Source organism: Micromonospora sp. NPDC051300 (assembly GCF_044455315.1).
Classification (GTDB): Bacteria; Actinomycetota; Actinomycetes; order Mycobacteriales; family Micromonosporaceae; genus Micromonospora; species Micromonospora robiginosa.
This window is the reverse complement of the sequence record NZ_JBITEP010000002.1, coordinates 133011-154104: the sequence shown is the minus strand read 5'-3', so window position 1 is coordinate 154104 and position 21094 is coordinate 133011. Positions and strand designations below refer to the sequence as shown.

General features: G+C 75.4%; 15 protein-coding genes. 8 read left to right on the top strand and 7 right to left on the bottom strand.

The genetic code is table 11. From position 1 onward, the window contains the following. Positions 1–17: 17 nt before the first annotated feature. From ACIA5A_RS03790 to ACIA5A_RS03780, 3 genes are read right to left on the bottom strand one after another with little or no spacing between them, the layout of a single operon-like run. Positions 18–1004, bottom strand: coding sequence for an ATP-binding cassette domain-containing protein (locus tag ACIA5A_RS03790; protein WP_396756102.1), 987 nt, complete (start codon positions 1002–1004; stop codon positions 18–20). After that, positions 1001–1813: an ABC transporter permease gene (locus tag ACIA5A_RS03785; protein ID WP_396756100.1), complete on the bottom strand. Its 813-nt coding sequence runs from the start codon at positions 1811–1813 to the stop codon at positions 1001–1003. Before ACIA5A_RS03785 ends, ACIA5A_RS03790 begins: the two co-directional genes overlap by 4 nt. Positions 1814–1832: 19 nt before the next feature. After that, complete coding sequence (locus ACIA5A_RS03780; RefSeq protein ID WP_396756098.1) at positions 1833–2684, bottom strand: ABC transporter permease; 852 nt, start codon at positions 2682–2684, stop codon at positions 1833–1835. A 161-nt stretch (positions 2685–2845) separates the two neighbouring features. Here ACIA5A_RS03780 and ACIA5A_RS03775 point away from each other — a divergent pair, with 161 nt between their 5' ends. Together ACIA5A_RS03775 and ACIA5A_RS03770 are read left to right on the top strand one after the other, a co-directional pair. Beyond that, entirely contained in the window at positions 2846–7873 is a 5028-nt protein-coding gene (locus ACIA5A_RS03775) for a WG repeat-containing protein (RefSeq protein WP_396756096.1), read from the top strand. Between the two features lie 52 nt (positions 7874–7925). Continuing rightward, positions 7926–8924, top strand: a complete 999-nt coding sequence (locus tag ACIA5A_RS03770) for an aldo/keto reductase family protein (protein WP_396756094.1) — start codon at positions 7926–7928, stop codon at positions 8922–8924. Positions 8925–8973: 49 nt separating this feature from the next. On the opposite strand, the gene ACIA5A_RS03765 is transcribed toward ACIA5A_RS03770, so the two are convergent. Both ACIA5A_RS03765 and ACIA5A_RS03760 read right to left on the bottom strand, forming a co-directional pair. Next, positions 8974–9771: a site-2 protease family protein gene (locus ACIA5A_RS03765; protein WP_396756092.1), complete on the bottom strand. Its 798-nt coding sequence runs from the start codon at positions 9769–9771 to the stop codon at positions 8974–8976. Then, on the bottom strand, positions 9768–9968 hold the full coding sequence (locus ACIA5A_RS03760; RefSeq protein ID WP_396756090.1) for a hypothetical protein: 201 nt from the start codon (positions 9966–9968) through the stop codon (positions 9768–9770). The genes ACIA5A_RS03765 and ACIA5A_RS03760 overlap by 4 nt, the downstream gene beginning before the upstream one ends. 202 nt (positions 9969–10170) lie before the next feature. Between ACIA5A_RS03760 and ACIA5A_RS03755 the strand changes: the two genes are divergently transcribed. The 3 genes from ACIA5A_RS03755 (at position 10171) to ACIA5A_RS03745 (ending at position 14234) form a co-directional block, all read left to right on the top strand. Next, entirely contained in the window at positions 10171–12117 is a 1947-nt protein-coding gene (locus ACIA5A_RS03755) for a bifunctional adenosylcobinamide kinase/adenosylcobinamide-phosphate guanylyltransferase (RefSeq protein ID WP_396756088.1), read from the top strand. After that, complete coding sequence (gene cobS, locus ACIA5A_RS03750) at positions 12107–12880, top strand: adenosylcobinamide-GDP ribazoletransferase (protein ID WP_396756086.1); 774 nt, start codon at positions 12107–12109, stop codon at positions 12878–12880. Before ACIA5A_RS03755 ends, cobS begins: the two co-directional genes overlap by 11 nt. Before the next feature lie 61 nt (positions 12881–12941). Then, the gene (locus ACIA5A_RS03745) at positions 12942–14234 is read left to right on the top strand and encodes a DUF2314 domain-containing protein (RefSeq protein WP_396756084.1); all 1293 of its coding nucleotides are present in this window, start codon (positions 12942–12944) and stop codon (positions 14232–14234) included. Positions 14235–14282: 48 nt separating this feature from the next. Here the strand turns inward: ACIA5A_RS03745 and gcvT are convergent, their stop codons facing one another. Next, complete coding sequence (gcvT, locus tag ACIA5A_RS03740; protein WP_396756082.1) at positions 14283–15407, bottom strand: glycine cleavage system aminomethyltransferase GcvT; 1125 nt, start codon at positions 15405–15407, stop codon at positions 14283–14285. Between the two features lie 165 nt (positions 15408–15572). Here gcvT and ACIA5A_RS03735 point away from each other — a divergent pair, with 165 nt between their 5' ends. Then, positions 15573–17141, top strand: coding sequence for a leucyl aminopeptidase (locus ACIA5A_RS03735; RefSeq protein ID WP_396756080.1), 1569 nt, complete (start codon positions 15573–15575; stop codon positions 17139–17141). A 77-nt stretch (positions 17142–17218) separates the two neighbouring features. On the opposite strand, the gene ACIA5A_RS03730 is transcribed toward ACIA5A_RS03735, so the two are convergent. Continuing rightward, positions 17219–17548: a hypothetical protein gene (locus ACIA5A_RS03730; protein WP_396756078.1), complete on the bottom strand. Its 330-nt coding sequence runs from the start codon at positions 17546–17548 to the stop codon at positions 17219–17221. A gap of 177 nt (positions 17549–17725) precedes the next feature. Here ACIA5A_RS03730 and lpdA point away from each other — a divergent pair, with 177 nt between their 5' ends. Next, entirely contained in the window at positions 17726–19117 is a 1392-nt protein-coding gene (gene lpdA, locus ACIA5A_RS03725; protein ID WP_396756076.1) for a dihydrolipoyl dehydrogenase, read from the top strand. A gap of 66 nt (positions 19118–19183) precedes the next feature. Then, a complete protein-coding gene (gene sucB, locus ACIA5A_RS03720; RefSeq protein WP_396756074.1) occupies positions 19184–21082 on the top strand; it encodes a 2-oxoglutarate dehydrogenase, E2 component, dihydrolipoamide succinyltransferase in 1899 nt (632 codons plus the stop codon). Positions 21083–21094: the final 12 nt, after the last annotated feature.

The following is a 21094-nucleotide window of genomic DNA, read 5'->3' as shown; positions in this document are numbered from 1 at the left end:
TTGAGCGGGGCCCCTTCCTATACGCCAGGCGTTAGGAGGGGGCCCTTCCTTTCGCTCTGGTAGAGGCGGGCGACGACCTCCTCGATGTCCGGCTCCACGATCGAGACGTCGCGCAGCGTGGCCAGCCCGGCCAGCCCGGCCACCACCTCGGCGACGCTCGCCGACTCCAGCGCGAACACCAGCCGCCGCCCGTCCGCCTCCACCCGGTGCAGCGGCGCGCCGGGCAGTGCCGGCGGCTCGGCCAGCGCGGCGTCCAGCTCGGCGACCACCATCCGGCGCGACCCGTACCGCTGGTGCAGCTCGGCGATCGAACCGTCGTGCACCACCCGCCCGTGGTCGATGACCACCAGCCGCCGGCAGAGCCGTTCGATGTCGGCCAGGTCGTGCGTGGTGAGCACGAGCGTGGTGTCGCCGGCCCGGCCCAGCTCGGCCAGGAAGCCCCGGACCGCCTGCTTGCTGACCACGTCCAGCCCGATGGTCGGCTCGTCCAGGAACAGCACCTCCGGGCCGTGCAGCAGCGCGGCGGTCAGCTCGCCGCGCATCCGCTGCCCGAGGGAGAGCTGCCGGACCGGGGTGTCCAGGAACTCGTCCAGGTCGAGCAGGCCCCGGCAGCGGGTCAACCGGGCGGCGTGCTCGCCGGCCGGCACCCGGTAGACGTGCCGCAGCAGGTCGAACGAGTCCCGCAGCGGCAGGTCCCACCAGAGCTGGGACCGCTGCCCGAAGACCACGCCGACGCGCAGCGCCAGCCGGGTCCGGTCGGCCACCGGCCGCAGCCCGCACACCCGCGCCCGGCCGGCGGTCGGGGTCAGCACGCCGGTGAGCATCTTCAACGTGGTCGACTTCCCGGCGCCGTTCGGGCCGATGTAGCCGAGCATCTCGCCGCGTTCCACCCGCAGGTCGACACCGTCGACCGCGGTGACCGTCCGCTTCTCCCGGCGCAGCCGCCCGGCCCGGACCCGGACCGTGAACTCCTTGCGCAGGCCGTCCATCTCGATGACGCTCATGACCCCGTACTCCGGTAGTGACGGATGCCGACCCGCCAGGCGACGGCGGCGACCGCGGCCGCGACCACCGCGACGCCCGGCGAGGCCCAGCCCACCCAGGACGGCAGGCCGAGCGGGTCGGCGCGACCCAGCAGCGCCAGCGCCGGGTGGTAGCTCACGAACGCGAACCCCATCCCGTACGCGAACAGCGCGCGGAACCAGCCGCCGTAGACGGTGATCGGGTACGCGGTGAAGTCGCGCCCGCCGTAGGTGACCGAGTTGGCCAGCTCGCCCGAGTCGACCCAGTAGAACGACACCGTGGCGGTGGTGACGAAGACCGAGGCGAAGAAGACCACCGCGGCCGGCGGGGCGACCACGGCCAGCGCCACCCGACCCGGGGTCCAGGCGACCCCGGCCGAGGCGAGCGCGAACACCAGCACGGCCAGCCCGAACACCGCCCGGGACACCTTGCGCAGCGGCAGGTCCATCAGCAGCAGTTGGGGCAGCGCGGCGAGCGGGCGGACCAGCACCGCGTCGAAGAGGCCGGTGCGGACGTAGCGGGGCAGCCGCTCGATGTTGCCGACCAGCAGGTCGGCAGCGGCGAACCCGCACGTCGACAACCCGACCACGACGAGCGTCTCGCGCAGCGTGAAGCCGCCCAGCTCACGGGTCACGCCGAAGATCACCAGGACGGTGACCACGTCGAACACGGTCGCGCCCAGGTTGCCGACCAGGTCGACCACGAACGACGTGCGGTAGGCCGCCTGGGAACGCGCCTGCGCCCCGAGCAACGACCGGTACGCCCGCAGCGCACCCCCGTGCCCAGCCACCCTGGGCGCACTGTCGTGCTCAGCCACCCTGCACCACCAGCCGGCGCTCGGCGCGACGCTGCACCAGCCGGCAGAGCGCCAGCAGCAGCACCACCCAGCCGAACTGCAACCCGACCAGGCCGGCGCCGGTCGCCATCGGCTCCCGCTCCACCAGCACGTCCAGTGGCACCTGGAGGATGCTGGGGAACGGGGTGGCGTAGCGCAGGATCGCCTCCAGCCACCCGGGCAGGAAGCCGAGCGGGAAGTAGAGCCCGGCCAGCACGCCCGACCCCAGCGTCCAGAGGATCATCGGCCCCCGGACGTCCTGCAACCAGTAGGCGGTCGCGTTGACCAGGTAGCGGCAGCCGAAACAGACCACCACCGCGAGCAGCGCGGAGAGCAGGAACAGCGGGACGGTGGCCCAGTGCCGGGGCACGTGCACGGCGAAGAAGAGCGGGCCGACCACCAGCGGCGGCACCAGCCGGGCGAGCGCGGCGAACCCGGCCCGGCCCAGGTCGACGGCGAGGTAGCTGGTGACCGGGTGCACCGGCCGCAACAGGTCGGCGGCCACCTCGCCGGAGCGGATCCGGTCGGCCAGGTCGGTCCAGCCCCAGATCGCGATGACCGCCAGCAACCCCTGCCCGGCCCAGACGAACGTGCCGAGCTGGGCCCGGTCGTAGCCGGCCACCGTGCCGGCCGCGCCGGTGGCGGCGAGGAAGATGTAGCAGCGCAGGAAGCCGAACACGGTGTTGGTCACGACGCCGGCCACGGCCGCCTGGCGGTAGGTCGCGTGCCGGCGGAAGCCCGCCGCCACGATCGCGCCGAATGTCCGAAACCATGGGGTAACGTGTGCGTGCGTGGGTGATGCCACAGTGGCGGTGACCGAGCCCACGCCGTTACCCTCCTTCCGCAGCCAGACGTGCTGGACCGGGCGACTCTACCGGCACGTCCGGCGCCCCAGCGCGACAATTTCCAACGAGGTGACACCGCCGTGAGCGAGCGACGCGAGCCGGTTCCGGGGCCGCGCCGCGCGACCGGCGGGAGGGGCTGCCGATGAGTGGCTGGGGCAGCTGGCGCGAGCCGGCGGAACCGGCCTGGGCCCTCGCGCCCACCCACGAGTGGGAGCCGCAGTTTCCCGGCCAGCGCTACCCGGGCGACATCGGCCTGGAACACCTGACACCCCCGCCGCGCCGCCGGGCCGTCGTCGGACGCGCCGAGGTACGCCCGGTCAGCCCCGCGCCTGACGACGCCTACCCGGTCAGCCCGGCCGCCGACACCGGCACGTACCCGGTCAGCCCGGCGAGCCCGCGCGGCGCGTACCCGGTCAGCCCGGCGAGCCCGCGCGGCACGTACCCGGTCAGCCCCGCCGGTCCGCGCGGCGCTCATCCGGTCAGTCCCGCCGGCCCGGAGACGTACCCGATCAGCCCGGCCGCTCCGGACGGGCGGCGCGGGCCGCGCCCGGTGGGCGCGGCGCCGGGCGAGCGACGCCGGCACCCGGACGGCCCCGGCACGGACGACCGGCACCCACGCGACCACGAGGCCCCGCCGGAGCGGTCCGACGAGCGGTGGACGCGGCCCCAGGCGGCGTCCCACCGGCCGGCGCCGATCGAGCCGGGCTGGGCGCCGGAGCCGAACGAGATCCCACGCCGGGCCCCGGGCTGGTCCGAGCGCCGCCGGCCGGCGGACGACCGTCCCGCCGCGTCGAACGGGCGCGACGCCGCCTCCCGCGTCCAGTGGAGCCCCCCGCCTGACGATCGGCGTGCTCGACGCGAACCGCCACCCCCCGACGACCGTCGCCGGCTCATCCCGGACGAGCCGCACGGCCCCTACGTCGACAGCTGGCAGGACCCCGAGCCCGACGGCCACCCGGAGTGGCACCACCTCGGACGGCCGACCGACCGGCGCGACCAGGACGGCACCCCGGCGGAACGCGGCTGGGCCGCCCGCGGCGAGCCGCGCCGGGACGGCTGGCGCGAGCCGGCCCCGCGTCCGCACGCCGACCGGCGCGAGCCGTCCGCCGGCCGATGGGACGACGGCGCACCGCGCCGTGAGGCCGCCGCGTCCGCCGACACCCAGCGACCGGCACCCGGGCACGGCCGCGCGCCGCAGCGCGCGGAAACCGACAGGTACGGCGCCCCACGCCCCGCCGACCAGCGGTGGGACGGTACGCGCGACCGCGCCTACCCGCCGCAGGGCGAGTGGCCGGTGATCGAGCGGCGGCCCCGCACCGAGCCGGCCGCGTACCGGCCCGACGAGCGCCATCGTCCGGTCGCCGACGGCCACCCGGCCCAGCCGACCGATGCCGCACGCCCCGCCGCTCACCGTCCGGACCGGAACGACGTCGGCCGGGTACGCCCGGAACCGCGGGAAGCCCGGCCGCCGGTCACCCGCCCCGACCACGTCGCCCCACGCCCCGACAGCGCCGGCGCACGTCCGGAGCACACCGTCGCCCGCCCCGAGCAGGCCGGCACGCGCCCCGAGTCGACGGACGGCCGGCCGCCCCCGACCGGCGCTCGTCCGGAAGCCGGCCGGCGGCAGCCCGAGCCCGACCTGCGTCGGGTGGACTCCACGGCGCCCCCCGAGTACCGGCCCCGTCCGGAGCAGTGGTCGGCCCGACCTGACCAGCACAAGCGCGACCGTCGCGACGACGTGCCGACCCCACCCGTGCCGGCGACCCGACCGGACGAGCCACGACGGCCGCTGTCCCCGGCGTCGGACCGGCACGACGAGGTCCGCCGTCCAGCACCGCCCGCGTACCCCGGCCCCGCCCCGGCCCGGACACCCGAGCGAGCCCCGGTCCAGCCCACCCGTACCGGCCCCCCGGAGGTCCGGCCGCCGCACGCCGCGCCTCCCCCGCCGGCCCCCGCCACGCCGCACGCCCCCTCGACTCCGCCGGCCGCGCCGACTCGGCCGGCGCCGCCGGTCACGCCGGCTCCGCCCGCCCACTCGGCGCCGCCGGTCACGCCGGCCCGGTCGGCAGCCCCGGCAGCTCCGGTTCAGTCGACGCAACCGGCTCCATCGGTCACGCCGGCTCAGCCCGCCTCGCCGGCTCAGCCGGTCACTCCCGCTCAGCCGGTCACACCCGCCCAGCCGGTCAGGCCGGCGCAGGAGACCCAGCCAGCTTCCCCGGCCCAGCCGGCCCCGCCGGTCGCGCCGACACCGCCGGTCGGGCCGACACCACCGGTCGCGCCGACACCGCCGGTCGGAACCGGTGCGCGGCAGGTGGACGAGCAACGACCGGAGCCTCAGGCGACCGACTCCGGCGTGGAGGCATGGTTCCGGCCGAGCCGACCGGCGACGTCACCCGCGCAGGATGCCGACACGGCGCGGCCGGATGCCGGGGACGCGGCCGTCGCGTCGACCCCTGCGGTCGCCCCGGTCGATCTCCGCACACCGGTCGGGCCCGGCACGGCCGACCCGGGTGTCTCCGACGAGCCGGAGCAGTCCGTCGAGCGTCGCCACGAACCTGATGACGCGGATGACGCGGCCGACCTCACCGTGGACCACGTCACCACGACGGATCCCGCCGACCGCGCGGATCGCCCGGCGCCCTCGGACCGCCCGGCAGCCTCGGACCGCCCGGCAGCCTCGGAGCGCCCGGCAGCCAGTGAGCAACCCGCGCCCACGGACCCGTCCGGAGCCGCCGCGCGGCCGGAGGTCGCCACCGCAGCGCCGGGAGTCGACGGGCCGGGCTCCACGCCCGGGCAGCGCGGGGGCAACGCGGATGCCCCGGTGCGCGGCGGAGAGGTCGGCCCACCGGCATCCGTCGTCGCGGCGGCCGGGGTCGCGGTGCCGACCGCCCGCCCGCCGGCCGAGTCCCGGACAACCGTGCCGACGGCCGCCACGGACGACACGCCGCCGCGCCCGCTGCCCACCGGCGGGCCGGCGCCCCAGCCACCGTCCGACACGTCGACAGGCGACGAGACGACCCACGCGGCCGCCGAGGACGCGCCGATCCGCGGCACCGGCCCGGAGACCGGCGACGACGCGCCCGTGGTCCCGACGCTTCCGGCCACGGAGGACACGGCGACAGCGCCCGCGCGTGTGCCCGAGGAGCCGCCTCACACCACCCCCACGAGCGCGGACGCCTCCCCCACCACGCGCACGGACGCGACACCGTCCCCCACCACGCAGGCGGCGGCACCCGGCAGCCGTCCCGACCTCGACCGGTCGGAACCGGCACCGAGGACCGACGCCGTCGCGCCGACCGACGTCCCGGCCGGCCCGACATCGACCGACGCCGTCGCGACCGACCTGCCGCCCGACCCGACATCGACCGACGCCGGCGCGACCGACCTGCCGCCCGGCGAAACCGAGCGCACCGGCACGACGGCCGACCGGGCCGACGCGACGACCACCGTGCCCACCCGACCGGATCGGGCCGGCCCGGCAGGCACCGAGGCCCACGCGGCGCGCACAGACGCCGGCCCAGCGGTGACGGAGACCGGCCCGACCGGGCTGGACGCCAACGACGTCACGCCCGCCGAGGCGAGCGGGACCGACGAGGAAACGGCCGGCGCGAGCACGCACCGCGTCGAAGATGATTCGGCGAAGCCGGAGCAGATCGAATTTCGTGCGGATGACCGTGCCGCCCCCGCAGCAGCGGACGCGGACGCCGGCGGGCGGGTCGACACCGAGCCGCCGGGCGGAGCGTCGGCCGCGGACACGACCGGTGACGCCGAAGGCGGCGGGGCGGCGGGCACGCGTACCCCGGAGTCGGAGGCGGAGGGCGACGGCCGGGCGGAGGTGGCGGACGACGAGCCGGCGCGTCCGGTCGACCCGGAACAGGCGCTGGCCGCGATCGAGTGGCGGCTGGACCCGGCGACGCTGCGCGAGGAGGCGCCCGACCCGGCGCTGCTGCGCCCGATCCGCGACGGACTCTTCGGCAAGCTGGGCAGCGCGCTGGACAATCGCAGCCGGGCCCGGCTGCTCAGCCTACGGTCGGTGGCGTCCCGGATCCTCGGCGACCTGGACGACGCGGTCGCCGACGGTCGGCTGGCCGTCACGTACGCGGAGGCCACCGGCGAGTTGCGGCGGACCTCGCTGGCCCGCGCGCGCCTCGCCGAGGTGCTGCGCTGGCGGGGTGAGCACGCGGAGGCCGACCGGCTCTTCGCCGAGGCGAACTCGCCGGAGCTGCCCGACCGGCTGCGCGCGTTGCTGCACGAGCACGCCGGACGCTCCTGCTATGACCAGGGCCGGCTGACCGAGGCGTGCGGGCACTTCGAGCGGGCGCTGGACCTGCGCCGGGGCGGGGACGCGGCGTTGACCGCGCGGACCGAGGTGGCGCTGGACGCGGTCGCCGGGCGGGCGGCCGAGGCCGGCTTCGGTCCGGCGCCCCGTGCGCGGGAGGAGGTGCTCGGCACCCCGCGCCACCCGGCGGCGACGTTCGACGACGAGCAGCAGCTCTGGGGGTACGCGGACGCCGACGGCGAGATGGTCATCGCGCACCGGTACGCCGAGGCGCAGCCGTTCCACGAGGGACTGGCCTGGGTGCGCATGCCCGAGGCGTCCCGCTGGGCGCTCATCGACACCACCGGCGCGGCGTTGATCGAGGCGAACAACGGCTACCGGGCGGTGGGCGCCTTCGCCGAGGGGCTGTCCTGGGTGTCCATGGACGGCAAGGGCCGGTGGATGGCCGTCGACCGGATGAACATCGTGAAGATCCCGCCCGGGTACGAGGAGGTCCGGCCGTTCCGCAACGGCCTGGCGGCGGTGCGGCAGAACGGCGGCTGGGGTGCGGTGGACCGCGCCGGCGCGGTGGTGGTGCCGACCCGCTACCACCGGCTCGGCGCGCCCCTGGCCGACGGCCGACACCTGGACGGGTTCACCGCCGACGGGCTGGCCGTGGTGGAGCTGGCCGGCCGCCGTGGGGTGGTGGACCGCGGCGGGCGGGTGGTGGTCGCGCCGGCGTACCCGACGCTGGTGATCCACCCGGTGGCGTTCCTGGTGACCACCGAGACGGGCCGCTGGGGGGCGCTGGACCGGCGCGGCGAGCCGCTGATCGACCCGGTGCACCCGAACCGTGACGCGGTGGCCGCGGAGATCGACCGGCTGCTCGCCGACACCAGCCCGGTGCTCTGAGGCCGGCACGTCACGGCGGGTGCTCCGCGGTGCGCGGGGCTAGGGTCGGGGAATGGAATTCCGACACCTGGGCCGCTCCGGCCTGATGGTCAGTGAGATCTCGTACGGCAACTGGATCACCCACGGCTCGCAGGTCGAGGAGGAGGCCGCGGTCGCGTGCGTCCGGGCCGCCCTCGACAGCGGCATCACCACGTTCGACACCGCGGACGTCTACGCCGGCACCCGCGCCGAGTCGGTGCTCGGCCGGGCGCTCAAGGGCGAACGCCGCGAGGGGCTGGAGATCTTCACCAAGGTGTACTGGCCGACCGGGCCGGGCCGCAACGACCGTGGCCTGTCCCGCAAGCACATCATGGAGTCGATCGACGGCTCGCTGCGCCGCCTGCAGACCGACCACGTCGACCTCTACCAGGCGCACCGCTACGACGTCAGCACGCCGCTGGAGGAGACGATGGAGGCGTTCGCCGACGTCGTCCACTCGGGCAAGGCGCACTACATCGGCGTGTCCGAGTGGACCGCCTCGCAGCTCCGTGAGGCGCACACGCTCGCCCGTGAGCTGCGCATCCCGCTGATCTCCAACCAGCCGCAGTATTCGATGCTGTGGCGGGTCATCGAGACCGAGGTGATGCCGGCCAGCGAGGAGCTGGGCGTCGGCCAGATCGTCTGGTCGCCGATGGCGCAGGGCGTGCTCTCCGGGAAGTACCTGCCGGGCCAGCCGCCGCCGGCCGGCTCCCGCGCCACCGACGAGAAGTCCGGCGCGGACTTCATCGCCCGCTGGCTCACCGACGACGTGCTCACCCGGGTGCAGCAGCTCAAGCCGATCGCCGAGCAGGCCGGGCTGACCATGCCGCAGCTCGCCGTCGCCTGGGTGCTGCAGAACCCCAACGTCGCCTCCGCGATCGTCGGCGCGTCCCGGCCCGAGCAGGTGCACGACAACGTGAAGGCGGCGGGCGTGAAGCTCGACGCCGGCCTGCTCAAGGCGATCGACGAGATCGTCGAGCCGGTCACCGAGCGGGACCCGGCGAAGACCGAGAGCCCGGCGCAGCGTCCGTGACGCCCGTCGTCCCCGGGCCGGCGCGACGCCGGCCCGGGGACGACCCGGGTCAGCCCTGCCAGAAGCGGATCAGGTAGAGCCCGTAGCGGTAGAGGTCGGGCGGCAGGCCGAGCGCGTCGCCGACCGCGAAGACCCCGCCGAAGAACGCGCCGCCGATCTGCGGGCTCCACAGCAACGCGAAGAGCAGGATGAATCCGTACGGGGCGAACAGGTCGTACATCCGCCGGTAGGCGGGGCTCAGCCAGGGCTGGATCATGTTGCCGCCGTCCAGCCCGGGCACCGGCAGCAGGTTGAGCACGCTCGCCATGAGCTGGAGGAACGCGAGCAGGCCGACGCCGGCCCAGAACTCCAGCGGGCCGCCCAGCGCCGGCCCCCAGGTCACGGCCGCCACCAGCAGCAGGGTGAACAGCACGTTGGTGGCCGGCCCGGCGAGGCTGACCAGGGTGTGCCGCAGCCGGCCCGGGATGGCGTGCCGGTCCACCCAGACCGCGCCGCCGGGCAGGCCGATGCCGCCGAGCAGCACCACGACCACCGGCAGCACGATCGACAGCAGCGGGCTGGTGTACTTCAGCGGGTTGAGCGTCAGGTAGCCGCGGTGGGCGATGTCCCGGTCGCCGGCCCGGTAGGCCACCACGGCGTGCGCGTACTCGTGCAGGCACAGCGACACGAGCCAGCCGGAGACCACGAACAGGAACACGTCGAACCGGACGTTGCCGAACCCGTTCCAGGTCATCGCGCCGCCGGCCACGAAGAGCGCGACCAGGGCCAGGAAGATCGGGCTCGGCCGGAACGCCGCCCGGGGCACGCCGAGGACCAGCGGGTCGCCCGGGCGGTCGTAGCCTGTCATTCGGCCGGGGGCAGCAGGCTCATCCGGTATTCCACCCGGTCGTCCTCGACCAGGGCGACGGAGGTGACGCCGGACGTCGCGAGCTCGCGCCAGGCCTGGCCGATCCACGACTCGGCGTCCGCCTGACTCGGGAACGACTCACCCGGCCCGTCGACCGCGTCGCCGTTCGTGCCCTCGTACCGCCAGCTCCACGCCATGCCGCGTCTCCCCTCGCCGCCGTCGCCCCGCAGGGCCGGAAACCCTCGCAAGCCTAGTCGGCCCGCCGGACGACGGCCCGCCGCCACATGGATCATGCCGATCACGGCCGGTGCGGTGTCGCGGCGCTGACGTCGACGTGGTGCTCCGCGGGGGCGGGTGGGTGGGAGGGCGGGGTGGGAGGGGGCGAACTAAGGTACGGGCATGTCCGTTGACGGGTGGCACACCCTCCTGGTGCTCGGCGGTATCCGCTCCGGCAAGTCCGGGTTCGCCGAGTCGCTGGTCGCCGACGCACCCATGGTCCGCTACGTGGCCACCGCCCCCGCCGGTGATCCGGACGACACCGAGTGGGCGGCCCGCCTCGCCACGCACCGGGCCCGACGGCCGGGGAGCTGGACCACCGAGGAGACGGCGACGGACCCGGGCCGGCTGGCCGAGGTGATCACCGCCGCCGGCCCGCACGACACGCTGCTCGTGGACGACCTGGGCGGCTGGGTGACGGTGCTGCTCGACCCCACCCACCAGCCGGCCGACGACACCGCCACCATCGCCGAGCTGGCCTCGGCGGTGCGGGCCAGCGAGGCGCGGCTGGTGCTGGTCAGCCCCGAGGTCGGGCTGTCTCTGGTACCCACCACGCCGCTGGGCCGGGCGTTCACCGACGCGCTGGGCGCGACAAACCGCGCGGTGGCCGACGCCTGCGACGCGGTCGTGCTCGTGGTCGCCGGGCAGACCGCCTGGCTCAAGCCCACCGCCGCGCCGGCGCAGCCGGGCCACGCCGCACCTCCCGCCCACGCCGCGGCGCAGCCAGGCCACGCCGTCCCGCAGCCGGACCACGGCATGCCGGCCGACCTCGACCGGGCCGGCACGCCGGCGTGGGCCGGGACGGACCGGTCGACCACGTCCACCGGGCGTCGGCCGGGAAGCGTCGCGCCGGACGCGCCGCTGCCGGAGGTGCTCACCCCCGCCGCGACGCCGCCGCCGGCCGCGCCGGGCGGCGGAACGGCCGGCGGCGGGGACTGGGCGGCGCCCACCATGGCCCTGCCGATGATCGCCACCGGCCTGGTCATCCAGCCCGGCATGGAACTGCCGATGCCTGACGACTACACCGGTCCGCAGGCGGTCGACCGGCTCGCCACCCTGGACCTCCCCGGCGCCGGCCTCGGCGTGCTGGAGCAGGTGATCGGCTTCGCCGCGGCCACCCAGGGCACCTCGACGCCCCGCCCGTGGGAGTCGGTCCGGGTGCTGCTGGTGCACGGCGACCACGACGGCGGGGCGTCCGCCGGCGCGGTGCCCGGCGAGTCGGCCCGCCGCGCCCGGCAGGCCCGCGCCGGCCGGGGCGCGCTGGCCCGGCTGGCCGCCGAGAACGGCGCGAGCCTCCAGGTCGTCGAGGCGCCCGCCTCGGCGCCGTTCGAGGACGGGCCGGCGCTGGACGCCGACCAGGTCGAGTCGGCGCTGCGCTACGGCTGGCGGCTGGCCGAGCAGGCCGCCGACGCGGGCGTACAACTGCTGGTGCTGGCGTCCTGCGGGGCCGGCGCCGAGGCCGCCGCCGCGGCGGTGCTGGCGGCCACCGCCGGCGCGGAACCGCCCACTGTGCTCGGCCGGGTGGTGACCGAGCAGGGCGAGATCGACGACAACGCCTGGATGGTCCGCTGCGCGGCCGTGCGGGACGCGCTGCACCGCACCCGGCGTTCCCCCCGCGAGGCCAAGGACATCCTGGCCGAGCTGGGCGGCGGTGACATCGCGACGGCCACCGGCGTGCTGCTCGGGGCCACCGCCCGGCGGGTCCCGGTGCTGTTGGACGGCCCGGTCGGCACCGCCGCCGGCATGGTCAGCCGCGACCTGGCCGGGCAGGCCCGGCACTGGTGCCTGCTGCCCGACCACGGCGGCCGTCCCGGGGTCCGGCTCGCCGCCGACGTGCTCGGCCTGACGCCGCTGCTCGACCTCCGCCTCGACCTGGGCGAGGGCGCGACCGCGCTGGCCGCCCTGCCGCTGCTGCGCTCGGCGCTCACGCTCGCCGCGACGCTGCCGACGCACCCGTCGCTGGGCGGCGCCGAGGACGAGCCGGACTTCGCCGAGCCGGAGCCGGCCGGGCCCGGCCCGACCACCACCGGGTTCGACGAGCCGGTGTCGCCCGGCCGCCGTGCCGACTGAGCCCCGGCTCGCCGACGGCGTCCGGCTGGCGCTGACCACGTTCACCACCGCGCCGGTCCGCGCCGGCCGGGTCGACCGCGACGCCGCCGGCACCGCGATGGCGCTGGCTCCGGCGGTCGGCGCGCTGCTCGGCGCGGTGCTCGGCGGGGCGCTGCTGCTCCTCGGCGCGCTCGCCCCGCCGCTTGTCGCCGCCGGGGTCACTGTCGCGCTGGGCGCGCTGCTCACCCGGGGCCTGCACCTGGACGGGCTGGCCGACACCGTGGACGCGCTCGGCTCCTACCGGCGGGGGCCGGCCGCGCTGGAGATCATGAAGCAGCCGGACGTCGGTCCGTTCGGGGTGGTCGCGCTGGTGGTCGTCCTCCTGCTCCAGACCGCCGTGCTGGCGGAGCTGGCCGGGCGGGACGCGCCGGCCGCGCTCGCCGCCGTGGTCGCGGCCACCGCGGCCGGGCGGCTCGCCGTCGGCGTGGCCTGCCGCCGGGGCGTGCCGGCGGCCCGGCCGGACGGGCTGGGCGCGCTGGTCGCCGGCACGGTGGGCCGGACCGCCCTGGCCCTCGGCGCGGTCGCCGTGGCGCTGCTGGCCGTGCCGGCGGTGCCCGGCCGCCCGTGGCAGGGGCCGCTCGCCGTGCTCACCTCCCTCGCCGTCGCGGCCGGGCTGCTGCGGCACCTGGTACGCCGGTTCGGCGGCGTCACCGGCGACGTCCTCGGAGCCCTGGTGGAGGTCGTCACCACGCTGTCCTACCTGGGACTGGTGCTGACCGGCTGATCGCCACCCGGTCGGGCGGGTAGCGTTCGGGTGAGTGCGCCGGCGCGGTCGAGGGGGACGGATGCTGATCACGGACGACTTCCTGCCCGTACCGGTGCCGGAGTCGCTCGACGCGACCTATCTGGTGCCGATCGAGGGGCTGCCCCGGGTCAGCCCGAAGACGGCGGTGGCGGGGCTGGCCGACCGGCTGGCCGCGCCCGTGTACGGGCTGGCCACGCAGATGCTGGACAGCCCGCTGATGAGCGTGGACACCCGCACCGTGGACGAGTTCCCCGAGCTGCCGCCGGACCTGCTCGCCGCGTTCGGGGCGACCGAGGAGCAACTGGCCCGACTCGCCGCCGCCACCCACCTCGTGGTGGTGCAGGCCGAATACCGGCCAGGCTGGCCGCCGGCGCACGAGTGGGCGGCCCGGGCGGTCGCCGCGGCGGTCGCCGAGACGGTCGGCGGGGACGTGGTCGACGTGTTCGGGCTCCAGTTCCTCGACCCGGCCGCCGCGCTGCGCTCGCTGCCGGACGAGAACGGCCGGATCCGGCTTGTCGACTGGGTGCTGGTGCCCTACTCCTCGGACGCCGACGGGCTGTGGTTCACCACCAAGGGCCTGCGCCGGTTCGGGCTGCTGGAGTTGCAGGCGCAGGGCGTGCCGGACCACCTCACCCGGGCCTGGGGCGCGGTGATGACCGGGGCGGCCCGGCGGCTGCTGCGGGACTGGACCGACGGCCTGGCCGGCGAGGAGGTGCCGGCGTTCGTGCAGCTTCCGGTGCTGGCCACGGTGACCGGGCACGACATCGCGGTCGCGTACGGCAACCCGGAGCAGCACGGCGCGACGGCGCCGGTGCTGCTGCGCCTGGAGCTGGACCCGGCCACCGACCCGGACGCCGACTCGTTCCTCAGCCTGAACCCGCCGCCGGGGCATCCCGGACCGCCCGGCCGCTACTTCGCCGCCGCCTGCGCGACGCTGTTCAACGGCATCCAGCCCGACGTCCGCTACACCCGCACGGGTGACGCGATGAGCCGGGCGGTGGCGACCGCCCGCAAGTCGCTCGGCGACATCCGGGCCCGGTTCCTGGCCGGCGGGTTGCCGGACGAGAGCCAGCTCGTGGTCAAGTACGGTCTGCCCGCCGACGAGGGCCCGGAGTACGTCTGGGCCGGGGTGACCTCGTGGGACGTCCCGGAGCGGATCGTCGGCGCGAGCGCCACCGACGCCACCAGCGACCCGAGCGTGCGGATCGGCTCCCCGGTCGTGGTGGAGGCGTCGGACGTGGTCGACTGGGCGATCCTGGACGGCACCGGCGTGCTGGAGGGCGGCTGGACCCAGGCCGTCCTCGACGCCGGCGAGCGCCTGCGCGAGGACTGACCCGGGCGGCACAGCCCGAGCGCCTGCGCGAGGACCGACCCGGGCGGCTCAGCGCACGGAGGGCTGGACGAAGGGGGGCCGGGTCAGGCGCATCCGGGCGCGGCGGCCCCGGATGTCCACCTCCAGTTCCTCGCCGTCGGGCAGCTTCGGGTCGGTGCCGACCAGCGCCAGCGCGACGCCGTGCTTGAGCGTCGGGCTGAACGTGCCGCTGGTGACCACGCCGACCTGCCGGTCGCCGGCGTACACCGCCATGCCGGGGCGCGGGATGGCCCGGTCGACGGCGGCGAGGCCGCGCAGCGTACGGGCCGGGCCGGCGGCCTTCTCGGCGCGCAGCGCGTCGCGGCCCCAGAACGCCGGCTTGTCCCAGCCCACCGCCCAACCGGAGCGGCCCTGCACCGGGGTGATGTCGAGGGAGAGGTCCTGCCCGTGCAGCGGGTAGCCCATCTCGGTGCGCAGCGTGTCCCGGGCGGCCAGGCCGCAGGCGCGTACCTCCGGGCCGGCGGCGAAGATCGCGTCCCAGACGGCCACCGCGTGCTCCGCGGGCACCACCAGCTCGTAGCCCAGCTCGCCGGTGTAGCCGGTGCGGCAGACGGTCAGCTCGACGCCGGCCAGGCCGGCGGTGGAGAAGCTCATGTAGTCGTGCCCGGTGGGCAGCCCGAGCCCGGCGAGCAGCTCCGCAGAGCCCGGCCCCTGCACGGCGAGCACCGCGTACGCCTCGTGCTCGTCGGCGACGGTCACGCCGGCCGGCGCGACGGCGCGCAACCGGCGGGCCACCTCGGCGGTGTTCGCCGCGTTGGGCACCAGGAACACGTGGTCGTCGGCGTGCAGGTAGGCGATGATGTCGTCCACCACACCACCGGTGGCGTCGTCGCAGCAGAGCGTGTACTGCGCCTGGCCGGGCTGGATCCGGCCGAGGTCGTTGCTGAGGCAGGCGTTGACGAAGTCGGCCGCGCCGGCGCCGGTGACCCGGATCTTGCCCAGGTGCGAGACGTCGAAGACGCCCACGGCGTCGCGCACGGCCGTGTGCTCCTTGAGCACGCCGCCGCCGGCGTACTCGAGCGGCATCTGCCAGCCGCCGAAGGGGGCGAACTTCGCGCCGAGCGCGGTGTGTCGCTCGTGCAACGGGGAGCGGCGCAGCCGGGTCTCGGCGGCGTCGGAGGTCACCTCGGTCATGGGTGGCAACTTACCGGCCGGGACCGCGGTGGTTAGCATCGGCGGGATCCCGTCGACACGCATCGGCGGGACAGCCACGCTTCCGGCGGGTAGGTTGCCGCCGGAGAGACCTTCATCGCCGGTACGCGACGACGCGGCCGGCCCGGCCCGCCCGGAGTAGCTTTCGTGACATCGCCCCGCACCACCCTCAGCCTGGTCGACACCGACCCCGCCGAACTCGCCGTCGACGCGATCGTGATCGGCGTGCACAGCCAGACCACCGAGCCGGGCGGTGGCGCATCCGCCGACGCCCTGCTGCTGGCCAGCGGCGCGGAGAGCATCGCCGCCGCGTTCGACGGAAAGCTGACCGAGACCCTCGCCCTGCTCGGCGCGACCGGCGGCCCCGGCGAGATGATCAAGCTGGCCACGCTGGGCACGGTGACCGCCCCGGTGGTCGTCGCCGTCGGGCTCGGCGCGGAGCCCTCGGGCGCCGCTCCGGCCCCCGAGTCGCTGCGCCGGGCCGCCGGCGCGGCGGTGCGGGCGCTGGCCGGCGCGCCGCGGGTCGCCCTCGCCCTGCCGCTGCCGGACGACGCCGACGCCCCGGCCGCGCTGCGCGCGGTCGCCGAGGGCGCGCTGCTGGGCGGCTACCGGTTCGCCGGCTACAAGACCAAGCCGCAGCCGGCCCGGCGCGAGCCGGTGGCCGAGGTGCTGGTCGCGGTGCCGGACGCGGCGGACGCGACCGCCCGGGCCGAGGTGGACCGGGCGCAGGCGGTGGCCGGCGCGGTGCGGACCAGCCGGGACTGGGTCAACACCGCCCCGAACGAGCTGCGCCCGCCGGCGTTCGCCGACGCGGTGGCGTCCGCCGCCCGGGAGGCCGGCCTGGAGGTCGAGGTGCTCGACGAGGCGGCGCTGGCCGCCGGCGGCTACGGCGGCATCCTCGCCGTCGGTCAGGGCTCGGAGGCCCCGCCGCGGCTGGTGAAGCTCACCTACACGCCGGCCGGTGGCGGCAACGGTAAGCGGGTCGCGCTGGTCGGCAAGGGCATCACGTTCGACACCGGCGGCATCTCGATCAAGCCGGCGCAGGGCATGTGGGAGATGAAGTCGGACATGGCCGGCGCGGCGGCGGTCGGCGCGACGATGCTGGCGGTGGCGGCGCTCAAGCCGTCGGTGGCCGTGACCGGCTACCTGCCGATGGCGGAGAACATGCCGTCGGGCACCAGCTACCGGCCGGGCGACGTGATCAGCATGTACAACGGCAAGAAGGTGGAGGTGCTCAACACCGACGCCGAGGGCCGGATGATCCTGGCCGACGCCATGGCGCGGGCCTGCGAGGACGGCGCCGACTACCTGTTCGAGACCTCGACGCTGACCGGCGGCCAGGTGATCGCGCTGGGCAAGCGGATCGCCGGCGTGATGGGCTCGCCGGAGCTGTGCGAGCGGGTGCGGGTGGCCGGCGACGCGACGGGCGAGCCGGCCTGGCCGATGCCGCTGCCGGACGAGGTGCGCAAGGGCATGGAGTCGGACGTCGCGGACATCTCCCAGGTCAACGCCGGCATGGACCGGGCCGGTCACATGCTGCAGGGCGGGGTCTTCCTGCGCGAGTTCGTCACCGACGAGGTGGCGTGGGCGCACATCGACATCGCCGGCCCGGGCTACCACTCGGGCGAGGCGACCGGCTACTGGACCAAGGGCGGCACCGGCGTGCCGGTCCGCACGCTGCTCCACCTGGTGGACGACGTCGCCGCCAACGGCTGAGGTGTAAGGAGGGGCCCCCTGTTAACGCGTTCCGCATAACAGGGGGCCCCTCTTAACGCCTGGGGCGGCGCGCCGCCTCAGAACAGCTCGGGGCGGCGCTTGCGGCGCTCGTTGAAGTCGCGCATCCGCTGCGGGTAGCCCATCAGCCGGACGTCGTAGATCGGGATGGCGGTCTTGTGGGCCCAGCGCCGGGCGTCCTCCGGGCTGCCGACCCGCCGCCGGGTCCACTCGCCGTCGTCGGCGATCAGCATCACGGTGGTCTCGGTGACGGTCGTCCGAGGTTCCAGGTAGGCCTCGACGCCCTTCCGGGTGCGGACGAAGTTCTCAAGATGGTCCAGATCGGCGCGATCGGCGGCACGATCGCGGTTCACCGCGGCCACCCGCTTGCGTCGTCGGAACAGCGCCACCGGATCCACTCCTCCCCCGGACGTCATCGAAGACGATGCCAAGGGTACGTGCCACCGACGTGTCGTTGGGCACCTCGGTACGCGCCCGGCCGCCGGTGGTGACAAGATGACCGAGGTGGGGTGTACCTGTTACCCCGCCGTAACCCCCGATGCAGTGACGCGACCTGGGAGTTGGATGTGAGCGAGCCGAACGACACGACCTTCGACATCGTCATCCTCGGAGGTGGTAGCGGCGGCTACGCGACCGCGCTGCGTGCCGCCCAGCTGGATCTCTCCGTCGCGCTCGTCGAGAAGGGCAAGCTCGGCGGCACCTGCCTGCACAACGGGTGCATCCCCACCAAGGCGCTGCTGCACGCCGCCGAGATCGCCGACCAGACCCGCGAGTCCGAGCAGTTCGGCGTGAAGGCCGAGCTGGTGGGCATCGACATGACTGCGGTCAACTCGTACAAGGACGGTGTGATCGGCCGCCTGTACAAGGGCCTGCAGGGGATGCTCAAGAGCAACAAGGCGATCACCATCATCGAGGGCCACGGCAAGCTGGTCGGCAAGAACGTGGTCGAGGTCGACGGCAAGCGCTACACCGGCCGCAACATCGTGCTGGCCTCCGGCTCGTACGCGAAGAGCCTGCCCGGCCTGGAGGTCGACGGCGAGCGGATCATCACCAGCGACCACGCGCTCACCCTGGACCGGATCCCGGCCTCGGCGATCGTGCTCGGCGGCGGCGTCATCGGCGTCGAGTTCGCCAGCGTCTGGAAGTCCTTCGGCGTCGACGTGACCATCGTCGAGGCGCTGCCCCGGCTGGTCGCCGCCGAGGACGAGGAGTCGTCGAAGGCGCTGGAGCGGGCGTTCCGCAAGCGGAAGATCAACTTCAAGGTCGGCAAGCCGTTCGAGAAGGTCGAGAAGACCGACAAGGGCGTCAAGCTGACGATCCAGGGCGGCGACACGGTCGAGGCCGAGCTGCTGCTGGTCGCCGTCGGTCGCGGCCCGAACACCGCCGACCTCGGCTACGAGGAGCAGGGCGTCAAGATGGACCGCGGCTACGTGCTGACCGACGAGCGGCTGCGCACCAGCGTGCCGAACGTCTACGCGGTCGGCGACATCGTGCCCGGCCTCCAGCTCGCGCACCGCGGCTTCCAGCAGGGCATCTTCGTCGCCGAGGAGATCGCCGGGAAGACCCCGGCCGTGATCGACGAGGCCGGCATCCCGCGCGTCACCTACTGCGACCCCGAGCTGGCGTCGGTCGGCCTGACCGAGGCGAAGGCCAAGGAGCAGTACGGCGCCGACAAGGTCAAGACCTACAACTACAACCTGGGCGGCAACGGCAAGAGCCAGATCCTCAAGACCGCCGGCCACGTCAAGCTGGTCCGGGTGGACGACGGCCCCGTGGTCGGCGTGCACATGGTCGGCGCGCGGGTGGGTGAGCTGATCGGCGAGGCCCAGCTCATCTACAACTGGGAGGCCTACCCGGCCGAGGTGGCGCAGCTCGTGCACGCCCACCCGACCCAGAACGAGGCCCTGGGCGAGGCGCACCTGGCCCTGGCCGGCAAGCCGCTGCACGCGCACGCCTGACACGACAACCGCGGCGTCCGGCGACGGGCGATGATCCCACCAGGGGAATGAAGGAGTCTGGAGAACATGCCGGTATCGGTCACCATGCCCCGGCTCGGCGAGAGCGTCACCGAGGGCACCGTCACGCGCTGGCTCAAGCAGGAGGGTGACACCGTCGAGGTCGACGAGCCCCTGCTGGAGGTGTCGACCGACAAGGTCGACACCGAGATCCCGTCGCCCGCGGCGGGCGTGCTGAGCCGGATCGTGGTCGGCGAGGACGAGACCGCCGAGGTCGGCAGCGAGCTGGCGGTCATCGCCGGCGAGGGCGAGGACGCTGGCGCCGCCCCCAAGGAGGAGGTGGAGCCGGCCACCGAGCCGACCGCCGCCGCCGAGGGCACCGGCCCCGAGCCGGAGCAGGCGGCGCAGGCCGCCGCCGAGCCCGACGCCGAGGCCGAGCAGCCGGCCGTCGAGGAGCCGGCCCAGCCCGCCGCGTCGTCGGGCGAGGGCACCCCGGTGACCATGCCGGCCCTGGGCGAGAGCGTCACCGAGGGTACGGTCACCCGCTGGCTCAAGCAGGTCGGCGAGACCGTCGAGGTGGACGAGCCGCTGCTGGAGGTCTCCACCGACAAGGTCGACACCGAGATCCCGTCGCCGGTGGCCGGCACCGTGCTGGAGATCAAGGTCGCCGAGGACGAGACCGCCGAGGTCGGTGGCGTGCTGGCGATCGTGGGCGCGGCCGGCGGCGCGCCGGCGAAGCCCGAGCCCAAGCCCGAGCCCAAGCCCGAGCCCAAGCCCGAGGCGAAGCCCGAGCCCAAGGCGGAGGCGAAGCCCGAGCCCAAGGCCGAGCCGAAGCCCGAGCCCAAGGCCGAGCCGAAGCCGGCGCCGAAGGTCGAGGAGCCCACCCCGGGCATGTCCTACAACGAGCCGTCCGCCGAGGCGGAGCAGGCCGCCGAGCCGGCCAAGGCGGAGCAGGCCGCGCAGCCGGCCGCGCCGACCGCCGCGCCGCAGCGCCCGAGCGCCCCGGCGCAGGGCGGCGGCGAGGAGGCCGCCGGTTACGTGACGCCGCTGGTCCGCAAGCTCGCCGCCGAGCACGGCGTGGAGCTGGGCTCGGTCAACGGCACCGGCGTGGGCGGCCGGATCCGCAAGCAGGACGTGCTGGAGGCGGCCGAGAAGGCGAAGGCCGCCAAGGCCCAGCCGGCCGCCGCCGAGCCCGCCGCCGCCAAGGCGCCGGCGCAGCCGGCCGTCAAGGCGGAGCCGAGCGCGAAGCGGGGCACCACGGAGAAGCTGCCGCGGATCCGGGCGACCATCGCCAAGCGGATGCAGCAGTCGCTGCACGAGACGGCGCAGTTGACCACGGTCGTCGAGGTCGACGTCACCAAGGTCGCCAAGCTGCGGGCCCGGGCCAAGGACTCGTTCCAGGCCAAGCACGGCGTGAAGCTGTCCTTCCTGCCGTTCTTCGCGCTGGCCGCGATCGAGGCGCTGCAGACCCACCCGATCATCCAGGCCAGCATGGACCTGGACGGCGGGACGATCACCTACCCGGCCGCCGAGCACCTGGGCATCGCGGTGGACACCGAGCGCGGGCTGCTCGTGCCGGTCATCCACAACGCCGGCGACCTCAACATGGGTGGGATCGCCAAGCGGATCGCCGACCTGGCCGAGCGCACCCGGGCCAACAAGATCACGCCGGACGAGATGGCCGGCGCGACGTTCACGCTGACCAACACCGGCAGCCGGGGCGCGCTGTTCGACACCCCGATCGTGCCGTCGCCGCAGTCGGCGATGCTCGGCACGGGCGCCGTGGTGAAGCGCCCGGTCGTGGTCAACGACCCGGAGCTGGGCGAGGTCATCGCGGTCCGGTCGATGGTCTACCTGGCCATGTCGTACGACCACCGGCTGATCGACGGCGCCGACGCCGCCCGCTTCCTGACCTCGGTCAAGGAACGGCTGGAGGGCGGCAACTTCGAGGCCGAGCTGGGTCTCTGACGTCCGACACCA

Coding starts and splice junctions, on each gene's coding strand:
- ACIA5A_RS03790 (WP_396756102.1), bottom strand. CDS start 1,004: ATGAGCGTCATCGAGATGGACGGCCTGCGCAAGGAGTTCACGGTCCGG.
- ACIA5A_RS03775 (WP_396756096.1), top strand. CDS start 2,846: ATGAGTGGCTGGGGCAGCTGGCGCGAGCCGGCGGAACCGGCCTGGGCC.
- ACIA5A_RS03770 (WP_396756094.1), top strand. CDS start 7,926: ATGGAATTCCGACACCTGGGCCGCTCCGGCCTGATGGTCAGTGAGATC.
- ACIA5A_RS03765 (WP_396756092.1), bottom strand. CDS start 9,771: ATGACAGGCTACGACCGCCCGGGCGACCCGCTGGTCCTCGGCGTGCCC.
- ACIA5A_RS03760 (WP_396756090.1), bottom strand. CDS start 9,968: ATGGCGTGGAGCTGGCGGTACGAGGGCACGAACGGCGACGCGGTCGAC.
- ACIA5A_RS03755 (WP_396756088.1), top strand. CDS start 10,171: ATGTCCGTTGACGGGTGGCACACCCTCCTGGTGCTCGGCGGTATCCGC.
- ACIA5A_RS03745 (WP_396756084.1), top strand. CDS start 12,942: ATGCTGATCACGGACGACTTCCTGCCCGTACCGGTGCCGGAGTCGCTC.
- gcvT (WP_396756082.1), bottom strand. CDS start 15,407: ATGACCGAGGTGACCTCCGACGCCGCCGAGACCCGGCTGCGCCGCTCC.
- sucB (WP_396756074.1), top strand. CDS start 19,184: ATGCCGGTATCGGTCACCATGCCCCGGCTCGGCGAGAGCGTCACCGAG.